The following is a 19093-nucleotide window of genomic DNA, read 5'->3' as shown; positions in this document are numbered from 1 at the left end:
ACGAACGCCCGCGGTCCTCCGGCTACTCGCGATTTCGAGCCAGGAGTCGCGTCTTCTCGCGGTCGTGGGACAACTCGCGGCCGAGCCAGCGGGCCGCGAGTTCGATCCCGGTCCGCTCCCACCCCGCGAACCCCTGCCTGCGGGAGCGGTCGACGACGCACAGCGTCCCGAACAGCTCCTCCTCGACGGACACCGGCGTTCCGAGGTAACACTCGATCCCCAGCCGGCGACCGATCGGAGGACAGCCGCGATCGGCGATTCCCCCGTCGGGGCCGGACGCCATGGTACGCCGCTCGCCGACGGTGGTCGCGCAGTACGTCTCCTCCAGCGGGATGGTTCGGTCGAAGGCGGCACACAGCTCCTCGGTGCCGTCGCCGGCGACGAACCGGAAGTCGTCGCCGGCTATCCGGGCCAGCCCGGCGTAGTCGACCTCGTAGGTCGCGCGAACCGCGGCGAGCAGCCCCTCCACGGCGCCGTCCAGGTCCGTCGGCGCGCCGGCGATCGCCTCGCCGAGGCGACGGAGTGCGGCCGCGCCCCGGTCCGTGCGCTGGCGGTCGTGGAACACTTCGACGGCGTCGTCCAGCCGGTCGATCAGCGCGGCGGTCGCGGCGCCGACCCCGTCGGCGGACGCGACGCTGTCGCCGTCGGCGGTCGCGTCGTCGATCACGATATGGTCGGTGATGCCGGCGCGAAACAGCGCGCGGAGCGTCTCCCCGTCGGCGGATCCCCCGTCGCCGTAGGCGACGATCGGGAGGTCGGGATAACCGCCGCGCACGCGGCGGACGAACGCCGCGGTCCCGTTCGGAAGCGGCTGCCCGACGGCGATCGCGTCGTACGCCTCGTGCCCGAGGGTGTCGAGCGCCGCCTCCCCGCACGGCTCCGGCACGGCCGCGAACCGGCCGTCCGCGTCCACGCGGTCGGCGAGCACCCGCCGACGGTCGCGGTCGGCGTCGACGTGCAGCAGGCGGTTCGCGGTCATCTGTCTCACGGCGGGAGGCCGTGGGCTAATAGGTTGTTGGCCGAGCAGACTGTTTCTCTACTATCCACGGAGAGTAGTTATTCGCAGGGAATCGCCCCATCAAACTCGTACTCTTCGGCCCAGTTGATCGCAGGGTGGTCGATGTCGGCTGAGAACCGAAGTTCCATCTTCTGTGATGTTGCGTCATCGACTCTGATCCAATAGAACGTTCCCGTCTCGGGATATCGAACGAGAAACGCGTCGACCGAACCGCCGTACGTCGTCTCGTGATACTCGCCATCCCGCGTCGTTTGTGAGTGTGTATTGAACCGTATCGTCTCAGCCTTGTTCTGCCAAGCGGTCTTGCACTGAACTCGGAATAGTCGGTCTCCGTTGTCGACCACCAGGTCGTACGCGTCGTTGTCACCGAACGGGATCGAGACGTTATATCCGTTGGATATCAGGGTTCGAAGCGCGTCGGCTTCGGTTTCGTCGCCTACCTGTTTGGTGTTCACCGCCCCATGAGACATATTCAGGGATAGCTTGTTCTGGAATATAAAGTTGGAACGGGGTCTCGCCACAACGAGAAGCGTGTCCAGTGTGACACGGACGTGTCGCAACGCTCCCCGTTCACGTTGCGAGTTGAAGAAGCGCCCGGAGCGGGAGTTGAACCGCGGTCGTTCCGCTCACTACGCTCGCTTCACTCCCTGGTTCAAATCCGCTCGTGAGGAAACTTCGACGACGCGGACGGCTCGCTTCGCTCGCCGTCGTTGCGTCGTCAGAAAGCGCCCGGAGCGGGATTTGAACCCGCGTCACAACCGTGACAGGGTTGTATGATGGGCCACTACACCATCCGGGCATGCATCGCGTCGGCGGGTTTCCACCTCGCCTCTGCGCATCCATTCCTTTCCCGGGTACATAATTAAGACTTCTCATCCGATCGCGCCGTGTCCCGCGATACCGTGCGCCGTAACGTTCATATCCACGGAGCGGGATCGATGATTCGTGCAAGCGGTGTGGTGACCAGCGACCGGTCCCCAAGTCGTTTGACAAGCGTTATGTGGCCGGGTCGTATAGACCGCCGTAGTATCTCGTGAAGACTTCTCCCCAGCAAACACGGCCGCGCGCGACCACGAATCTCACCAAGCCATGGTAAACGTAAGCGAACACGAACTCGTACCCGATCACACGCTCCTCGAGGAGGAAGGCGAACTCGAGGAGGTGCTCGAGGAGTACAACGTCAAACGGACCGATCTCCCCAAGATCAAGCGGACCGACCCCGCGATGCCCGACGAGGCCGAGGCGGGCGACGTGGTCCGCGTCGAACGGGACTCGCGAACCACCGACACGGCGGTCGTCTACCGCCTGGTGGTAGAATGAACAGAGAGGCACGCCGCTCCGTTTCGCGGGAGTACTTCTCCCAGGAGCGGCTCGCGGAGCACCACTTCCGCTCGTTCAACAACTTCCTCGACCGCGGCATGCAGCGCGTGGTCGACGAGAAGGAGACGATCGAGACGGACATCGGCGACAAGGAGGGGCAAGAGCCCGTCTACGTCGAACTCGGCGACGTGCGGATGACGACCCCCCGCGTTCGCGAGGCCGACGGCTCCGAGGAGCTGCTGTACCCGCAGGAGGCGCGCCTCCGGAACATCACCTACGCCGCCCCGGTCTTCATGGAGATGAAGATCATCCGCGGCGGCGAGGAGGAACCCGAGACGGTCGTCGACCAGACCGAGACGAAGGTCGGCCGCATGCCGATCATGGTCGGCTCGAACAAGTGTAACATCTCCGGCTTCTCCGACGAGGAACTCATCGAGATCGGCGAGGACCCCGTCGACCCCGGCGGCTACTTCATCGTCAACGGCTCCGAGCGCGTGCTCATGACCAGCGAGGACCTCGCGCCCAACAAGATCCTCGCCGAGTACGACTCGAAGTACGGCGACGAGATCCAGGTCGCCAAGACGTTCTCCCAACGGCGCGGCTACCGTGCGCTCGTCCTCTGTGAGCGCAACCGCGAGGGGCTGCTCGAAGTGAGCTTCCCCTCGGTGTCCGGCTCGGTCAACTTCGTCACGCTCGTGCGTGCGCTCGGGCTGGAGTCCGACGAGGAGATCGTCCACCGCGTCTCCGACGACCCGGAGATTGTCAAGTTCATGCTGGAGAACCTGGAGGAGGCCGACGTGCAGACCGAGGAGGAGGCCATCGAGACCCTCGGCGAGCGCGTCGCCTCGGGCCAGGGGAAGAACTACCAGCTCAAGCGGGCGAACTACGTCATCGACCGCTACCTCCTGCCGCACCTCCACGAGGAGGGCGTCGACGAGGAGGACGTCCGCATCAACAAGGCGTACTACCTCTGCCGGATGGCCGAGGCGTGCTTCGAGCTCGCGCTCGACCGCCGCGAGTCCGACGACAAGGACCACTACGCCAACAAGCGCCTCAAGGTCTCGGGCGACCTGATGACGGACCTGTTCCGGACGGCGCTCAACAAGCTGGCGCGCGACGTGAAGTACCAGCTGGAGCGCGCCAACATGCGTAACCGGCAGCTCACCGTCAACACCGTCGTTCGCTCTGACGTGCTGACAGAGCGCCTCGAACACCCCATCGCGACGGGGAACTGGGTGGGCGGCCGCTCGGGCGTCTCCCAGCTCGTCGACCGGACGGACTACATGGGCGTGCTCTCGCACCTGCGTCGCCTCCGCTCGCCGCTCTCGCGGTCGCAGCCGCACTTCGAGGCGCGCGACCTGCACGCGACCCAGTGGGGTCGCATCTGTCCCTCCGAGACCCCCGAGGGCCCGAACTGCGGGCTGGTGAAGAACTTCGCGCAGGCGATGGAGCTCTCCCAGAACATCGAGGACGAACAGGGACTGAAGCGAGAACTCGCGTCCATGGGTGTCGAGGGCATCCCCGGCATCGAGGGCGTTGACCGCGCATCCGCGGACGACTAACACATGGCAAGCCAACAACGAGAAGCGAAAGTCTACGTCAACGGGAGCCTGGTGGGGACCCACCCGGACCCCAACCAGCTCGCGTCACAGATCCGGGAGGCGCGCCGCCGCGGCGACGTCTCCGACATGGTGAACGTCTCGGTGAAGGACCGGACGAACGAGGTCATCGTCAACGCCGACGCCGGGCGCGCCCGGCGCCCGCTCATCGTCGTGGAGAACGGGGAGCCGCTCCTCGACGACGAGACGATCGAGGCGCTGGAGAACGACGAGATCGAGTTCGAGGACCTCGTCGACCACGGGATCGTCGAGTTCATCGACGCCGAGGAGGAGGAGGACATCTACGTCGCCACCGACGAGGAGGACGTCAACTCCCGGACGACGCACCTGGAGATCGACCCGCAGCTCATCTTCGGCATCGGCGCGGGGATGATCCCCTACCCCGAGCACAACGCCTCGCCGCGCATTACCATGGGCGCGGGGATGATGAAGCAGTCGCTCGGGCTTCCCTCGGCCAACTACCGCATCCGGCCGGACACCCGCCAGCACCTCCTACACTACCCGCAGCTGTCGATGGTCAAGACGCAGACCACCGAACAGATCGGGTTCGACGAGCGCCCCGCGGCACAGAACTTCGTCGTCGCGGTCATGTCCTACGAGGGGTTCAACATCGAGGACGCGCTCGTCATGAACAAGGGGAGCGTCGACCGCGCGATGCAGCGCTCGCACTTCTTCCGCACCTACGAGGGCGAGGAGCGCCGCTACCCCGGCGGCCAGGAGGACCGCTTCGAGGTCCCCTCCCAGGACGTGCGCGGCGCCCGCGGCGAGGACGCGTACACCCACCTCGACGAGGACGGCCTCGTCAACCCCGAGACGAAGGTCGACGAGAACTCGGTCCTGCTGGGGAAGACGAGCCCGCCGCGGTTCCTCGAGGAGCCCGACGACATGGGCGGCCTCTCCCCGCAGAAGCGACGCGAGACCAGCGTCACGATGCGCTCGGGCGAGTCCGGCGTCGTCGACACGGTGACGCTGATGGAGGGCGAGGACGGCTCGAAGCTCTCGAAGGTCTCGGTGCGCGACGAGCGGATCCCCGAGCTCGGGGACAAGTTCGCGTCCCGCCACGGCCAGAAGGGCGTCGTGGGCCACCTCGCGCCCCAGGAGGACATGCCCTTTACCGAGGACGGGCTCGTGCCCGACCTCGTGATGAACCCGCACGCGCTCCCGTCGCGCATGACGGTGGGCCACGTGCTGGAGATGCTCGGCGGCAAGGTCGGCTCGCTGGAGGGCCGCCGCGTCGACGGGACGGCGTTCCAGGGCGAGGGAGAGGAGAAGCTCCGCTCGTCGCTGGAGGAACACGGGTACAAGTCCTCCGGGAAGGAGGTCATGTACTCGGGCGTCACCGGCGAGAAGATCGAGGCGGAGATCTTCGTCGGGACGATCTTCTACCACAAGCTGTACCACATGGTGAGCAACAAGCTGCACGCCCGCTCGCGCGGGCCGGTGCAGGTGCTCACCCGGCAGCCGACCGAGGGGCGCGCCCGCGAGGGCGGCCTCCGCGTCGGCGAGATGGAGCGCGAGGTGCTCATCGGGCACGGCGCCGCGATGGCGCTGAACGAGCGGCTGCTCGACGCCTCCGACAAGGAGACGGTGTACATCTCCGAGGAGACGGGGATGGTGGCCGTCGAGGACGTGGAGCAGCGTCGCATCTACGACCCCATCACGGGCGACGAGGACGACATCCACGAGATGGAGATCAGCTACGCGTTCAAGCTGCTGCTCGACGAGATGAAGGCGCTCGGCATTCGACCGACCCTCGAACTTGAGGACGCAGTCTAACAATGGCAGGCCAGACACCCAAAGAGATCGGCGGCATCAACTTCGGGCTGATGGACCCGGAGACGTATCGGGACATGTCCGCGACGAAGGTCATCACCGCGGACACCTACGACGACGACGGCTACCCCATCGACATGGGGCTGATGGACCCGCGCCTGGGCGTCATCGACCCCGGGCTGGAGTGTCGCACCTGCGGCAAGCACTCCGGGTCGTGTAACGGGCACTTCGGCCACATCGAGCTGGCCGCCCCCGTCATCCACGTCGGCTTCACGAAACTGATCCGTCGGCTGCTGCGCGCGACGTGCCGCAACTGCGGCCGCCTCGCGCTCACCGCCGAGGAGAAAGAGGAGTACAAGGAGAAGCTCAAGCGGACGAAGGACCTCGGCGGCGACCCCACCGACGTGCTGAAATCGGCCGTCCGGCAGGCCCGCAAGGCCAGCACGTGCCCGCACTGCGGCGAGCCGCAGGCGGACATCAAACACGAGAAGCCGACCACCTACTACGAGGTGCAGGACGTGCTCTCGGGGGACTACTCCGAGCTCATCACCCGCGCGATGCAGCCGGACGAGCCCGAGGACGAGGAGGAGGAGGTCGACGAGAGCGAGGCGATCTCCCCGATGGATCTGGCCGACGAGACGGGCATCGCGCTCGACCGCATCAACGAGATCCTCTCGGGCGAGTTCCGCCCGCGCAAGGAGGACCGCAAGGCGATCGAGAAGGCGCTCGGCATCGACCTCACCGTCGAGGACATGAACAAGCTGATGCCGAGCGACATCCGCGACTGGTTCGAGGACATCCCGGACGAGGACCTCGAACCGCTCGGCATCCACCCGCAGAAGTCCCGGCCGGAGTGGATGATCCTGACCGTGCTGCCGGTCCCGCCGGTCACGACGCGCCCCTCGATCACGCTGGACAACGGCCAGCGCTCCGAGGACGACCTCACACACAAGCTGGTCGACATCATCCGGATCAACCAGCGGTTCATGGAGAACCGCGAGGCCGGCGCCCCGCAGCTCATCATCGAGGACCTGTGGGAGCTGCTCCAGTACCACGTCACCACGTTCGTGGACAACGAGATCTCCGGCACGCCGCCCGCGCGTCACCGCTCGGGCCGCCCGCTGAAGACGCTCTCCCAGCGCCTCAAGGGCAAGGAGGGTCGCTTCCGCGGCTCGCTGTCGGGCAAGCGCGTGAACTTCTCCGCGCGGACCGTCATCAGCCCCGACCCCACCCTCTCGCTGAACGAGGTCGGCGTCCCCGAGCGGGTCGCCGAGGAGATGACGCAGGTGATGAACGTCGCCGAGCGCAACATCGACCGCGCCCGGCAGTACGTCCGCAACGGGCCCGAGGCCCACCCCGGCGCCAACTACGTCAAGCGGCCCGACGGCCGCCGGCTGAAGGTAACCGAGAAGAACTGCGAGGAGCTGGCCGAGAAGGTCGAGCCCGGTTGGGAGGTGAACCGTCACCTCGTCGACGGCGACATCGTGATCTTCAACCGACAGCCCTCGCTGCACCGGATGTCGATCATGGCCCACGAGGTCGTGGTCATGCCGTACAAGACGTTCCGCCTGAACACCGTCGTCTGTCCGCCGTACAACGCCGACTTCGACGGCGACGAGATGAACATGCACGCGCTCCAGAACGAGGAGGCCCGCGCGGAGGCACGCGTCCTCATGCGCGTGCAAGAGCAGATCCTGAGTCCCCGCTTCGGCGAGAACATCATCGGGGCCATCCAGGACCACATCTCGGGCACCTATCTGCTCACGCACGACAACCCCGAGTTCACCGAGACGCAGGCGCTGGACCTGCTTCGGGCGACCTCGGTCGACGAGCTGCCCGAGCCCGACGGCACGAACGACGCCGACGAGCCGATCTGGACGGGCCAGACCGTGTTCTCGGAGCTGCTGCCCGACGACCTGAACCTGGAGTTCACCTCCTCGACGGGTGACATGGTGCGCATCGAGAACGGCCAGCTGGTCGAGGGGACGATCGACGAGGACGCCGTGGGCGGCTTCGGCGGCGAGATCGTCGACACGCTCACCAAGGTGTACTCGAAGACGCGCGCCCGCGTGTTCATCAACGAGGTGGCGTCGCTGGCGATGCGCTCGATCATGCACTTCGGGTTCTCGCTGGGCATCGACGACGAGTCGATCCCGCCGGAGGCGACCGAGCAGGTCGACGAGGCGATCGACTCCGCCTACGAGCGCGTCCAGGAGCTCATCGAGACGTACGAGCGCGGCGACCTCGAGAGCCTACCGGGCCGCACGATCGACGAGACGCTGGAGATGAAGATCATGCAGACGCTCGGCAAGGCCCGCGACAGCGCGGGCGAGATCGCCGAGGACCACTTCGCCGACGACAACCCGGCGGTCATCATGGCGCGCTCGGGCGCCCGCGGGTCGATGCTGAACCTGACCCAGATGACCGGCTGCGTCGGCCAGCAGGCGGTTCGCGGCGAGCGGATCAACCGCGGCTACGAGGACCGCACGCTCGCGCACTACGAGGCCGACGACCTCTCGGCGGAGGCCCACGGCTTCGTGGAGAACTCCTACCGCTCGGGGCTGACGCCCGAGGAGTTCTTCTTCCACGCGATGGGCGGCCGCGAGGGGCTGGTCGACACTGCGGTCCGGACCTCCAAGTCCGGGTACCTGCAGCGTCGCCTCATCAACGCCCTCTCCGAGCTCGAGACGCAGTACGACGGCACGGTGCGGGACACCTCCGGCACCATCGTCCAGTTCGAGTTCGGCGAGGACGGCACTTCGCCGGTGAAGGTCTCCTCCAACGAGGACACCCCCATCGACATCGAGCAGATCACCGACCGCATCGTCGACGCCGAGTTCGGCTCCGAGGAGGAGAAGGAGCGCTTCCTCGGCCGCCGCGAGGCGCCGACGAACCTGTCGGAGTACGCCGGCCCCGGGCTTGACAAGGCCGGCGGCGTGGGGGTGGGCGATGACTGACGGCGGCTCCGTCGACCGCTTCGTCGACGCCCACGAGACGGTCACCGAGGACATCGCGCTGGTCGTCGAGGACACCGAACTGCCGCGACGCCTGAAGGACGAGATCTACGAGAACATCGACGGCCGCGGCGGCGTGACGCCCGAGCAGGCCAACGAGATCGCCCAGGCCGCCGAGTCGCGCTACCTCGACACGCGCGTCGACCCGCTGGACCCCGTGGGGACCGTCTCCGCGCAGTCCATCGGGGAGCCGGGGACGCAGATGACTATGAACACCTTCCACTACGCGGGCGTCGCGGAGATGGACGTGACCCAGGGGCTCCCCCGGCTCATCGAGCTGGTGGACGCCCGCAAGACCCCGGACACGCCGATCATGGTCGTCCACCTGGACGACGAACACGCGACCGACCGCGAGAAGGCCCACGAGGTCGTCTGGCAGCTGGAGGCGACGAAGATCCTCGCGCTCGGCGACGTGTCCACGAACGTCGCGGACATGATCGTGCGCGTCGACCTCAACGAGGAGACGCTGCTGGAGCGGTGGCCCACCCACGAGGAGCCGACGGAGGTCGCCGGCATCGTCGCCGACATCATCGAGGACTCGCTGGGCGTCTCCACGCGCCACTCGGGGACGACGATCGAGTTCGGCCCCGACGAGCCGAGCTACCGCGAGCTGCTCCAGCTGGTCGAGGAGCTCCGGGACATCGTGTTCAAGGGGATCGAGGAGGTCTCCCGCGTCGTCATCCGCAAGGAGGAGGTCGACGACGGCGAGGAGGAGTACGTCCTCTACACCGAGGGGTCGGCGTTCGCCGACGCCCTGGAGATCGAGGGCGTCGACGCCTCCCGGACCACGTGTAACAACATCCACGAGATCTACCGGACGCTCGGCGTCGAGGCGGCCCGCGAGACCATCATCGACGAGACGATGGAGACGCTCGAAGAGCAGGGGCTCGACGACGTGAACATCCGCCACCTGATGCTCGTCTCGGACATCATGACGAACCGCGGCACCGTCGAGTCGATCGGTCGCCACGGCATCTCCGGGTCGAAGGACTCCGTGCTCGCGCGCGCGGCGTTCGAGGTGACGGTGAACCACCTGCTCGACGCGGCGATCCACGGCGAGGCCGACGACCTCAACGGCGTCATCGAGAACGTCATCGTCGGGAAGCCGGTGTCGATCGGCACCGGCGACGTGGACCTGCGGATGGGCTCGGCGCCCGACCCGGCACCGTCCGCGGACGACTGACGGTGCGCGTGGAGATCACCGACGAGGCACGGCGGTACATCGGGACGTTCGACGAGCTCGTCGGCGTCGCGCCGACGGACTGTCTCGTGTTCGAGGACGGCGACCGGGTCGTCTTCCTCATCCCCGCAGGGGAGATGGCCGACGCGGTCGGCCCCGGCGGGAAGACCGTCGAGCGCGTCGAGGAGCGGCTCGGCGCCGCCGTCGAGCTGGTCGAGGACGCCGACACGCCCGAGGCGTTCGTCGCGAACGCGCTCGCGCCGGCGGCGGTGCGGGGCGTGACGATCAGCCGGCAGAACGACGTCGTCGCGTACGTCGAGGTCGTCGACGCCGACCGCGGCGTCGCAATCGGCGCGGACGGACGAAATATCGATGTGGCGCGCGCGCTCGCGAGGCGCCACTTCGACATCGACGACGTGCAGTTGGCCTGACCCGGTCGATCGGCTCCGCTTCCCTCGACGGTCGGGCGCGTCCGACCACACGTTCTTCACCGACTCTCCCGTCGAGTCGGGCATGCTGTCAACGCCGCTACAGACGGGAGTCCCGCCGATCCCGGTGCCCGAGGACCTGCTCGCGTCGGGGGGCGCGCTCGTCGACGTCGTCGTGTTCGCGGCCGTGACCGTCGCGGTGTACCTCCTCGCGCGGGCGACGGTGTTCCCGCTGGCGGTCCGGGCGGTCCGGTCGCGAAACCGCAACAACCCGACGATCCAGTCGGCGACCGAGACGTATCTGGCGGTGCTGCTCGCCGCAATGGCGACGGTGGCGGGCATGCTCGCGGCCGGGTACGGCGCCGTGTTCTCCGAGTCGGCGCTGCTCATCGCGGCGCTCACCTTCGCGGTCGGCACCGCCGGCCGCGACGTGCTCGGGTCGCTCGTCAGCGGGCTGTTCCTCGTCGCCGACCCGGACTTCAACGTCGGCGACTGGATCCGGTGGTCCGGCGGCGAGGGCGTCGTCGAGGCGGTCGACTTCCGCGTGACCCGGATCCGGACGCTCGATTACGAGACGCTCACCGTCCCGAACACGGAGCTGACGGGCAACACGATCACCCGTCCGTACGGCCGCGACCGCTTCCGGGTCACCGAGACGGTTCACCTCGCGTACGACGACGACATCGACCGAGCCCGCGAGCTGATCGTCGAGGCTGCCGAGGCCGAGCCACGGGCGCTCCCCGACCCGGCCCCGGAGGCGCGCGTGGCCGACCTGGGCGAGGGGACCGTCGCGCTGCGCGCGGAGTTCCTCGTGCGCGAGCCCGCCGACGGCGACCTCCTCGGGATCCGGTCGCGGTTTCGCGCCCGAGTGATCGACCGCTTCGAGGAGGCCGGGATCACCCTCGGTCCCGCCAGCGACCGGGAGCTGTCCGGCCACGTCGGCGTGACGGTCGCCGACGGCGACGGGAATCGCGGCGCCGGCGGAGACCGCGGCGGCGACGAAGACCGCGGCAGCGACGGAGCCACGGGACCCGCGGAGTGAACGGAACGCGAGTCCAGGGTGAGGCCGCTCGGTGTCGCCGCGTCGCTGCGGCGACCAGCGACGCCCGGAGAGCGACCGACGCGCGCCGAAACCGCCGCTACGGCCGCGAGAGGCAACCACGAGACGCGCTCAGATCCCGCGAGAGGCACCGCTAATCGATTCTCCGTCCGTCTCGCCGAGATCGAAAGGGAACCCTTACGTAGCACGGCCGAAAACGGGGGTGTACGATGGCCAACGGCAAATACGCCGCGCGGAAGCTCAAGAAGGACCGCCAGAAGCGGCGGTGGTCCGACTCGGAGTACGCGCGACGCGAGCGCGGTCTCTCCGAGAAGTCCGACCCCCTCGAGGGCGCCCCCCAGGGTCGCGGTATCGTCCTGGAGAAGGTGGGCATCGAGGCGAAGCAGCCCAACTCGGCGATCCGGAAGTGCGTCCGGGTCCAGCTCATCAAGAACGGGAAACAGGTCACGGCGTTCTGTCCCGGCGACGGCGCCATCTCGTTCATCGACGAGCACGACGAGGTCACCATCGCGGGGATCGGCGGCGCGAAGGGTCGCGCCATGGGCGACCTCTCCGGCGTCAACTACAAGGTCGAGAAGGTGAACGGCGTGTCGATGATCGAACTCGTTCGCGGCAACGCGGAGAAGCCCGTCCGATAATGAGCGAGTCAGAACAAGACGTCGACGACGAGGCCGAGGCACCGGACCCGGACGCGCCCGCCGACTCCGAGCAGGCCGCGGAGAACGCCCTGCTGTTCGGCGAGTGGGACGTCTCGGAGATCGAGTACTCCGACCCGTCCACCCGGAAGTACATGAACGTGACCCCCATCGCGCACACGCAGGGGCGTCACGCGTCCAAGCAGTTCCAGAAGTCCGAGATCTCCCTCGTCGAGCGGCTCATCAACCGTCTGATGCAGACCGAGGAGAACACCGGCAAGAAGCAGCAGGCTCAGCGCATCGTCCGCGACGCCTTCGACACGATCCACTCGCGCACCGAGGACAACCCGGTGCAGGTGCTCGTCGAGGCCGTCGAGAACGCCGCCCCGCGCGAGGAGACCGTCCGACTGAAGTACGGCGGCATCTCCGTCCCGAAGGCCGTCGACGTGGCCCCCCAGCGCCGCGTCGACCAGTCGCTGAAGTTCATCGCCGCGGGCGTCCAGGGCGCCAGCTACAAGACGACGACCAGCGCCGCCGACGCGCTCGCCGACCAGCTCATCGGCGCCGCCCGCTACGACGTGCAGACGTACTCCATCTCCCAGAAGGAGGAGACGGAACGCGTCGCCGCCGCCGCGCGCTAACCGCGCCACGGCACCGACGATCGCGGCGCCCCCGCGGCGTTTCTCGCGTTCGTTCCGATCGCCGACCGCGAGCGACGGCGTTCGCCGCGTGCTCAGCGCTCGGGTCGACCGATGTCGTCGATCGATCGGACCGACCGGATGACCGGTCGGATCCGGTCGAACGCGAGGCCCTGAGAGACGGTCCCCGCGTCTCGGTTCCAGTCGATGACGTTCGAGTCGGCGAGCTTCGGGAGGTGGACGTGGCGGAGGTGGACCGACAACGTGTCGGCGTCCTCGTTCGGTCTGACGATGTCGTCGGGGACCGACACGATGGCCCCCGAGGACGACCGGTCCGCCAACTCGAAGAGGAGCCGTCGCCGAAGTTCGTCGGCGAGGAGTTCGAACCACGTGTCGTACGTCTCCGGCGACACGCGAGCGTCCTCGGACATGATTCCGAGATTACATTCTGACTACTTTGTCGTTTCGGCTGTCCCGGGAGTCGACGCGACGGGATCGCGCCGAGCGATCACCGGTCGACGGTCGCCGGGTCAGCCACGGTTGTGAACGTTCGTGCTCCCGCACTCGGGACACCGGGTGAGTCTCCCGAGCCTCGGATCGGTGACGTGCTCCCACGCGTCGTCCCCCGTCGGTGCCTCGAAGCCGCAGCCGTCGCAGGTGAGTACGCTCGCCGGCGGCATGGGGGATGATACGGCGTCCGTGCGCATAGTCCTTACCGAGGGGAGGAGTCGCATCCGGCTGTGGAGACGCCGAGACGCCACGGCGACGCCATCGGCGACCGATCGCGGCGACGCCGGCGGCGACCGATTGGCGACGGTCAGTCGCCCTGTCCGTAGCCCTCGAACTGTTCGATGGCGGTGTCGAGCTCCGCCTCGGGCAGTTCGGTCGGCTCGCCGACGGCCGACGACTGGAGGTACAGCCGCGAGAGGTCCTCGACGTGGGTGGTGTGCTCCAGGGCGGTCTCGATGTCGTCGGCGGTGACGACGAGGCCGTGGTTCTCGATGAAGGAGGCCGTCGCGTTCGCCTCCTCCATGGCGGCGACGACGTTCGCGGCTAGTTCCTCGGTGCCGTAGGGGGCGTACTCGGCGACGGGGACGCGCTTGCCGACCGTGACGATCATGTAGTGGATCGGGGGCAGCTCCCGGTGGAGCACGGCCATCGACGTCGCCCACGGCGAGTGGGTGTGGACGATGGCGTCGGAGCCGTAGCCGCGGTAGATGTGTCGGTGCATCGGCACCTCGCTGGAGGGTTTCATCCGCCCGGCGACGCGCTCGCCGTCGAGGTCGACCACCGGAACGTCCCCGGTGTCGAACGCGTCGTAGGCGACTCCCGTCGGCGTGACGGCGAAGCGGTCGCCGTCGCGGACGCTGAGGTTCCCGGTGCGCCCGGGCGTGAGCCGCGCGAGCTCGGGAGCGTGCTCGACCACGGCCTCGCGGGCCTCGCGGAGGACCGACGGGCTCGCGTCGTCGCTCACAGCGCCACCTCCGTCACCGCGGTCAGGGAGTCGAGGCGATGGTCCGGCGTCCGGAGACTGTCCGGGTCGCCGGCGTCCCCTACGTCCTCGCCCTCCTCGGGTCCGTTGAACAGCGCCGTCTCCATGCCGAGCGCGTTGCCGCCCTCGATGTCGTTGGCGGGGGAGTTGCCGACGACGAGCGCCTCCGACGGTGCCCGGTCGAGTCTCGCCAGCGCCGCGGTGAACACGGGCGCGGCGGGCTTCTCGCGGCCGACCTCCTCGCTGGTGACGAACGCGTCGAGGTGCGCGTCGACGCCGAGTTCCGCGAGCTTGCGCAGTTGGACGTGCGTCGTGAGGTTCGTCACGACCGCCACGTCGACGTTCGCCTCGCGGAGCGTCGCGAGCGTGTCGAGGGCGTCATCGAACGCCGCCATCTCCGCGAGGTACGCGTCCCAGTAGGCGTCGCCCAGCGCACGGGCGAGGTCGGCGTCGAACGGGCCCGGGAGGTCGGCGACCAGCCGCGTGTAGTAGATGTGGCGGCTGTGGCTGCTGGCGGTCGCGGGGACCTCGCGTTTCGTCGCGCGGCGAGCGCGGGCGCGTCGCGCCTCGAACGCCTCGGCGTCGAGGTCGCCGCCGCGGTCGCGGTACGTCTCGAAGGCGGCGCGCGTGCCCGCCTCGTTGCACGGATCGTACGGGTAGAGGGTGTCGTCCAGATCGAACAACACGGCGTCGACGGCCATGTCGGGCGCTCGGCCCCCCGCCGCATAGGTGTTCGGTCGTGTCGATCGGTCGTGCCGACGGAGCAGTCCCGAGCGTCGGCGGTGGCGCCGAGCCGCCGAGCCGCGTTCGCGACGCGGTGTCGAACCGGGGGAACGGCTTTGTCCACGGCCGGCGACGCCGGGGACGTGTTCCCGGAGGTCATCGAGACGGAGCGCCTGCGGCTCGAACGGTGCTCGCGCGAGCGCGTCTCCGCGCGAGCGCTGTACGACGCCGCATCCGACGACAGCCCGACGATCGACGAGGAGACGGAGTACCTCCCGTGGTCGCCGCTCGACACGCTCGCCGGCGCCGAGGACCGCCTCGCCGAGTTCGAGCGACAGTGGGAGGAGCGCGAGCGGGCGGAGTGGGTCGTCCGTCCGCGGGGCGACGAGCCGGGCGCCGGCGAGTTCGCCGGGACGGCCGGGCTCATCTGCCGGTGGGACCGCGACCTCGCGCTGCTCGCGATCTGGCTGCGAAAGCCGTTCTGGGGGAGGGGCTACTCGGGCGAGCGCGCCGACGCGCTGCTGGCGGTGGCGTTCGACCGACTGGACGTGGGCGTCGCCGCGGTCCCGATCCACGGCGACAACGAGCGATCCCGCCGCGCCGTCGAACGGTACGTCGACCGCCACGGCGGGCGCTACGAGGGCCTCCTCCGCAATCACGCCGGCCGGTACGACGAGCCCGCCGACCACCACCGGTTCTCGGTGAGTCGCGAGGAGTGGCGCGCGGCCGACGGCGCCCGAACACCGGTTCGGTACCCCGACGGATCGGTGTGACGCGCCCGGCGATGCCGGCCGGTCACGGCGGGCGAGCGTTCAAATACGAAGCCGGCACCAGCGGGACCACGGGCGATGGGCCGCGCCCGTCCGGCTCGCGAGCCACCCGGTCCCCGTGGTCGACGGCCCGTGGAACGCCCCGGCCAGGCGGGGTCCCTCGCGCGGTGCTGCCCGGCGGTACGCCGGCGCTGGTGATCAGTCGGCCGCGGCGGATCCGCCGCCCGCGTTGACGGCGTACAGCCGGGCGGCGTCGACCAGCGCCTTCCGGTACTCCGACTCCGAAGGGTCGGCCGCGAGCGACCGGAACAGCCGCGTGAATCCCTGCACGTCGACCGCCGGGGCGTCGTCCGCGGCCGCGTGAACCAGGTCGTACAGGCGGTGCCCGTCGCCGACGAGCCCGTGCCGCTCGCACATCGCGAGCGCGAACGCGGCGTTGACGGCCGTGATGTCCGGGTCCGAGCCGGGCGTCATTCGCTGTGAGTCCGGGTGGGGGTGATCGCGCGGACGGTCCGCGATCGCGGCGGCCAGCTGCGACTCGAAGAAGGTGACGAGCTTCCCGCCCGGACCGACCGAGAGGGTGATGTCGTCGGCGTACACGTCCTTCATGTGGTTCGCGATCTGGTAGCAGTGGTGGACCTTCCGTCGCTCGACCGACGACCCCGACAGCGCGAGAAACAGCGCCTCGTCGGTCGACTGGTGGTGCGAGGGGTGGGGCTCCTCGTACCGGGCCATGTGCGACAGCTCGTGGAGGGCGAGCTCGCGCGCCATCGCCGAGGTCGCCGCCTTCCGGGAGATGTTGAGGACGTGGCGGTCGTCGTAGTGGGCCGCCCACGTTCGTTCCTCGGGGTTGTCGCGAACCTGGACCTCGACCGGGAGCGAGAGGTCGTGTTCGGTCTCGAAGAGCGTTGCCGCCCCGAGAAAGGGGTCGGGCGGGACGGCGCCGCGGACTCGGATGTCCATGTGTAGTGTTGGCACGGGGTGTACCGGTTTGACTCTTGTGCCGGTTCGGCCCCGGCTGTGAGCCGATCCACGAGACGGCGTACCACGCGGTGTGGCCCCCGGATTCGGAGGTTTCGGCGCCGGCAAAGCACTACCCTTTTGACCGGGCGGAGAATACCGGTCGGTAATGGGCCGACGAAAGAAAATCGTACAGGAATGTGAGGAACTGATGGACGAGCCGGAGCAGATCCGGAACATCGCCATCGCTGCTCACGTCGACCACGGGAAGACGACACTGACGGACAACCTGCTCGCGGGCGCGGGCATGATCGCCGACGCCGACGAGGCGACCCAGCTCGTGATGGACACCGAGGAGGACGAGCAGGAGCGCGGGATCACCATCGACGCGGCGAACGTCTCGATGACCCACGAGTACGAGGAGGACAACCATCTCATCAACCTCATCGACACGCCGGGCCACGTCGACTTCGGCGGGGACGTGACCCGCGCGATGCGCGCCGTCGACGGCGCGCTCGTCGTGGTCGACGCCGTCGAGGGCGCGATGCCCCAGACGGAGACGGTCGTCCGGCAGGCGCTCCGCGAGGGCGTCAAGCCGGCGCTGTTCATCAACAAGGTCGACCGCCTCATCTCCGAGCTCCAGGAGGGGCCCGAGGAGATGCAGCAGCGTCTCCAGGACGTCATCGCGGACGTGAACGAGCTCATCCGCGGGATGACCGAGGAGATGGACGACATCGACGAGGACTGGACGGTCTCCGTCGAGGAGGGCACCGTCGGGTTCGGCTCGGCGCTGTACAAGTGGGGCGTCTCGCTCCCGTCGATGCAGCGCACCGGCATGTCGTTCGCGGACATCATCGAGCTTGAGCAGGACCACAAGCGCCAGGAGCTCCACGAGCGGACGCCGCTTTCGGACGTCGTGCTCGACATGGTCGCCGAGCACTTCCCGAACCCGCTGAAGGCGCAGCCGTTCCGTATCCCGCGCATCTGGCGCGGCGACGACGAGTCCGACATCGCCGAGGACATGCGGACGGTCAACCGCGACGGCGACATCGTGTTCATGGCGACCGACATCGGGATGGACCCCCACGCCGGCGAGATCGCGACGGGCCGCGTCTTCTCGGGCACGCTCGAGAAGGGCCAGGAGCTGTACGTCTCCGGCACCGCGGGCAAGAACCGCGTCCAGTCGGTCGGGATCTACATGGGCGGCGAGCGCGAGGAGCTCGACCGCGGCGTCCCCGCCGGGAACATCGCGGCCGTCACCGGCCTGAAGGACGCCATCGCGGGCTCTACGATCTCCGACAAGGAGATGACGCCGTTCGAGTCGATCGAGCACATCTCCGAGCCGGTCATCACCAAGAGCGTGGAGGCGAAGTCGATGGACGACCTGCCGAAGCTCATCAAGACGCTCCAGCAGGTCGCCAAGGAGGACCCGACCATCCGCGTGGAGATCAACGAGGACACCGGCGAGCACCTCATCTCCGGGCAGGGCGAGCTCCACCTCGAGGTCATCACCCAGCGCATCCAGAAGAACCAGGGCATCCCGGTCCAGACCGGCGAGCCCATCGTGGTCTACCGCGAGCAGCCGCAGGAGGCCTCCCGCGAGGTCGAGGGCGTCTCGCCGAACCGCCACAACAAGTTCTACATCACCGTCGAGCCGCTGGCCGACGACATCGTCGAGACGATCCAGCTCGGCGAGGCGTCGATGAGCATGCCCGAGCTGGAGCGCCGCGAGGCGCTGCAGGAGGCCGGCATGGACAAGGACACGTCCCAGAACGTCGAGCACATCCACGGGACGAACATCCTCATCGACGACACGAAGGGGATCCAGCACCTGAACGAGACGATGGAGCTGGTCATCGAGGGCCTCGAGGAGGCGCTCGACGACGGTCCCCTCGCCGCCGAGCCCGTGCAGGGCGCGCTGCTTCGCCTGCACGACGCGCGGCTGCACGAGGACACCATCCACCGCGGTCCGGCGCAGGTCATCCCCGCCGTCCGCGACGCCGTCCATCGCGCGCTCATCGACGGCGAGGTGCGCCTCCTGGAGCCGATCCAGGACGTCCGCATCGACGTGCCCAGCGAGCACATGGGCGACGCCTCCGGCGAGATCCAGGGCCGCCGCGGCCGCGTCGACGACATGTACCAGGAGGGCGACCTCATGGTCATCGAGGGCATCGCGCCCGTCGAGGAGATGATCGGCTTCTCCAGCGACATCCGCTCGGCCACCGAGGGCCGCGCCTCCTGGAACACGGAGAACGCGGGCTTTCGCGTACTCGTGGACAACCTCCAGCGCGAGAAGATCATGGAGATCCGCGAGCGCAAGGGCATGAAGCTCGAGCTGCCGCAGTCGATCGACTACATCTGAGCTAGCGCCGACCGCCGCGGTCGGTCCCTCTCCGTCTCTCTTTGCGTTCTCCCGCCGGCTTCCCGCGAGCGGCGGCGGCGGAGGAACCGTCGGCGCGACCG

General features: G+C 68.5%; 18 protein-coding genes and 1 tRNA gene. 11 read left to right on the top strand and 8 right to left on the bottom strand.

Features of this window, described 5'->3' with window-relative positions:
* Nucleotides 1–22: 22 nt before the first annotated feature.
* The 3 genes from K6T50_RS12610 to K6T50_RS12600 all read right to left on the bottom strand — a co-directional run bounded on the left by K6T50_RS12610 (nucleotide 23) and on the right by K6T50_RS12600 (nucleotide 1817).
* Nucleotides 23–979: a GAF domain-containing protein gene (locus K6T50_RS12610; RefSeq protein WP_222606935.1), complete on the bottom strand. Its 957-nt coding sequence runs from the start codon at nucleotides 977–979 to the stop codon at nucleotides 23–25.
* A 77-nt stretch (nucleotides 980–1056) separates the two neighbouring features.
* Nucleotides 1057–1488 carry a group I intron-associated PD-(D/E)XK endonuclease gene (locus K6T50_RS12605; RefSeq protein ID WP_225935318.1) on the bottom strand — a complete coding sequence of 144 codons (432 nt, stop codon included), beginning with the start codon at nucleotides 1486–1488 and terminating at the stop codon, nucleotides 1057–1059.
* A 256-nt stretch (nucleotides 1489–1744) separates the two neighbouring features.
* A tRNA-Asp gene (locus K6T50_RS12600) sits at nucleotides 1745–1817 on the bottom strand.
* A gap of 290 nt (nucleotides 1818–2107) precedes the next feature.
* Between K6T50_RS12600 and K6T50_RS12595 the strand changes: the two genes are divergently transcribed.
* The 9 genes from K6T50_RS12595 to K6T50_RS12555 all read left to right on the top strand — a co-directional run bounded on the left by K6T50_RS12595 (nucleotide 2108) and on the right by K6T50_RS12555 (nucleotide 12688).
* Entirely contained in the window at nucleotides 2108–2338 is a 231-nt protein-coding gene (locus tag K6T50_RS12595; protein ID WP_222606934.1) for a DNA-directed RNA polymerase subunit H, read from the top strand.
* Nucleotides 2335–3900 (top strand): DNA-directed RNA polymerase subunit B'', encoded by a 1566-nt coding sequence (locus K6T50_RS12590; RefSeq protein WP_222606933.1) that lies wholly within the window; start codon nucleotides 2335–2337, stop codon nucleotides 3898–3900. Before K6T50_RS12595 ends, K6T50_RS12590 begins: the two co-directional genes overlap by 4 nt.
* Nucleotides 3901–3903: 3 nt before the next feature.
* Nucleotides 3904–5733 (top strand): DNA-directed RNA polymerase subunit B, encoded by a 1830-nt coding sequence (gene rpoB, locus K6T50_RS12585; RefSeq protein ID WP_222606932.1) that lies wholly within the window; start codon nucleotides 3904–3906, stop codon nucleotides 5731–5733.
* Between the two features lie 2 nt (nucleotides 5734–5735).
* Nucleotides 5736–8687, top strand: a complete 2952-nt coding sequence (locus K6T50_RS12580) for a DNA-directed RNA polymerase subunit A' (protein ID WP_222606931.1) — start codon at nucleotides 5736–5738, stop codon at nucleotides 8685–8687.
* Nucleotides 8680–9927, top strand: coding sequence for a DNA-directed RNA polymerase subunit A'' (gene rpoA2 / locus K6T50_RS12575; protein ID WP_222606930.1), 1248 nt, complete (start codon nucleotides 8680–8682; stop codon nucleotides 9925–9927). Before K6T50_RS12580 ends, rpoA2 begins: the two co-directional genes overlap by 8 nt.
* A 2-nt stretch (nucleotides 9928–9929) precedes the next feature.
* Entirely contained in the window at nucleotides 9930–10355 is a 426-nt protein-coding gene (locus tag K6T50_RS12570) for a NusA-like transcription termination signal-binding factor (RefSeq protein WP_222606929.1), read from the top strand.
* An 82-nt stretch (nucleotides 10356–10437) separates the two neighbouring features.
* Nucleotides 10438–11394, top strand: coding sequence for a mechanosensitive ion channel family protein (locus tag K6T50_RS12565; protein WP_222606928.1), 957 nt, complete (start codon nucleotides 10438–10440; stop codon nucleotides 11392–11394).
* A 227-nt stretch (nucleotides 11395–11621) separates the two neighbouring features.
* Nucleotides 11622–12050, top strand: coding sequence for a 30S ribosomal protein S12 (locus tag K6T50_RS12560; RefSeq protein WP_073306653.1), 429 nt, complete (start codon nucleotides 11622–11624; stop codon nucleotides 12048–12050).
* Nucleotides 12050–12688 carry a 30S ribosomal protein S7 gene (locus K6T50_RS12555; protein ID WP_222606927.1) on the top strand — a complete coding sequence of 213 codons (639 nt, stop codon included), beginning with the start codon at nucleotides 12050–12052 and terminating at the stop codon, nucleotides 12686–12688. The genes K6T50_RS12560 and K6T50_RS12555 overlap by 1 nt, the downstream gene beginning before the upstream one ends.
* Nucleotides 12689–12780: 92 nt before the next feature.
* On the opposite strand, the gene K6T50_RS12550 is transcribed toward K6T50_RS12555, so the two are convergent.
* From K6T50_RS12550 to K6T50_RS12535, 4 genes are all read right to left on the bottom strand, one after another.
* Nucleotides 12781–13116 carry a DUF7344 domain-containing protein gene (locus K6T50_RS12550; RefSeq protein ID WP_222606926.1) on the bottom strand — a complete coding sequence of 112 codons (336 nt, stop codon included), beginning with the start codon at nucleotides 13114–13116 and terminating at the stop codon, nucleotides 12781–12783.
* A 99-nt stretch (nucleotides 13117–13215) separates the two neighbouring features.
* The gene (locus K6T50_RS12545; RefSeq protein ID WP_222606925.1) at nucleotides 13216–13365 is read right to left on the bottom strand and encodes a zinc ribbon-containing protein; all 150 of its coding nucleotides are present in this window, start codon (nucleotides 13363–13365) and stop codon (nucleotides 13216–13218) included.
* Between the two features lie 137 nt (nucleotides 13366–13502).
* Complete coding sequence (locus K6T50_RS12540; RefSeq protein ID WP_222606924.1) at nucleotides 13503–14159, bottom strand: ribulose-1-phosphate aldolase; 657 nt, start codon at nucleotides 14157–14159, stop codon at nucleotides 13503–13505.
* Nucleotides 14156–14878: a ribulose-1,5-bisphosphate 5-phosphatase gene (locus K6T50_RS12535; RefSeq protein WP_222606923.1), complete on the bottom strand. Its 723-nt coding sequence runs from the start codon at nucleotides 14876–14878 to the stop codon at nucleotides 14156–14158. Before K6T50_RS12535 ends, K6T50_RS12540 begins: the two co-directional genes overlap by 4 nt.
* Before the next feature lie 138 nt (nucleotides 14879–15016).
* Between K6T50_RS12535 and K6T50_RS12530 the strand changes: the two genes are divergently transcribed.
* Nucleotides 15017–15673: a GNAT family N-acetyltransferase gene (locus tag K6T50_RS12530; RefSeq protein WP_225935317.1), complete on the top strand. Its 657-nt coding sequence runs from the start codon at nucleotides 15017–15019 to the stop codon at nucleotides 15671–15673.
* Between the two features lie 195 nt (nucleotides 15674–15868).
* On the opposite strand, the gene K6T50_RS12525 is transcribed toward K6T50_RS12530, so the two are convergent.
* The gene (locus K6T50_RS12525) at nucleotides 15869–16633 is read right to left on the bottom strand and encodes a DUF5781 family protein (protein ID WP_222606922.1); all 765 of its coding nucleotides are present in this window, start codon (nucleotides 16631–16633) and stop codon (nucleotides 15869–15871) included.
* Nucleotides 16634–16799: 166 nt separating this feature from the next.
* Between K6T50_RS12525 and K6T50_RS12520 the strand changes: the two genes are divergently transcribed.
* Entirely contained in the window at nucleotides 16800–18992 is a 2193-nt protein-coding gene (locus K6T50_RS12520) for an elongation factor EF-2 (RefSeq protein WP_222606921.1), read from the top strand.
* Nucleotides 18993–19093 lie beyond the last annotated feature (101 nt).

Origin of the sequence: Halobaculum magnesiiphilum (genome assembly GCF_019823105.1) — an archaeon.
Lineage (GTDB): Archaea > Halobacteriota > Halobacteria > Halobacteriales > Haloferacaceae > Halobaculum > Halobaculum magnesiiphilum.
The sequence above is the reverse complement of the archived record's forward strand: the minus strand, read 5'-3'. Positions and strand labels throughout refer to the sequence as shown.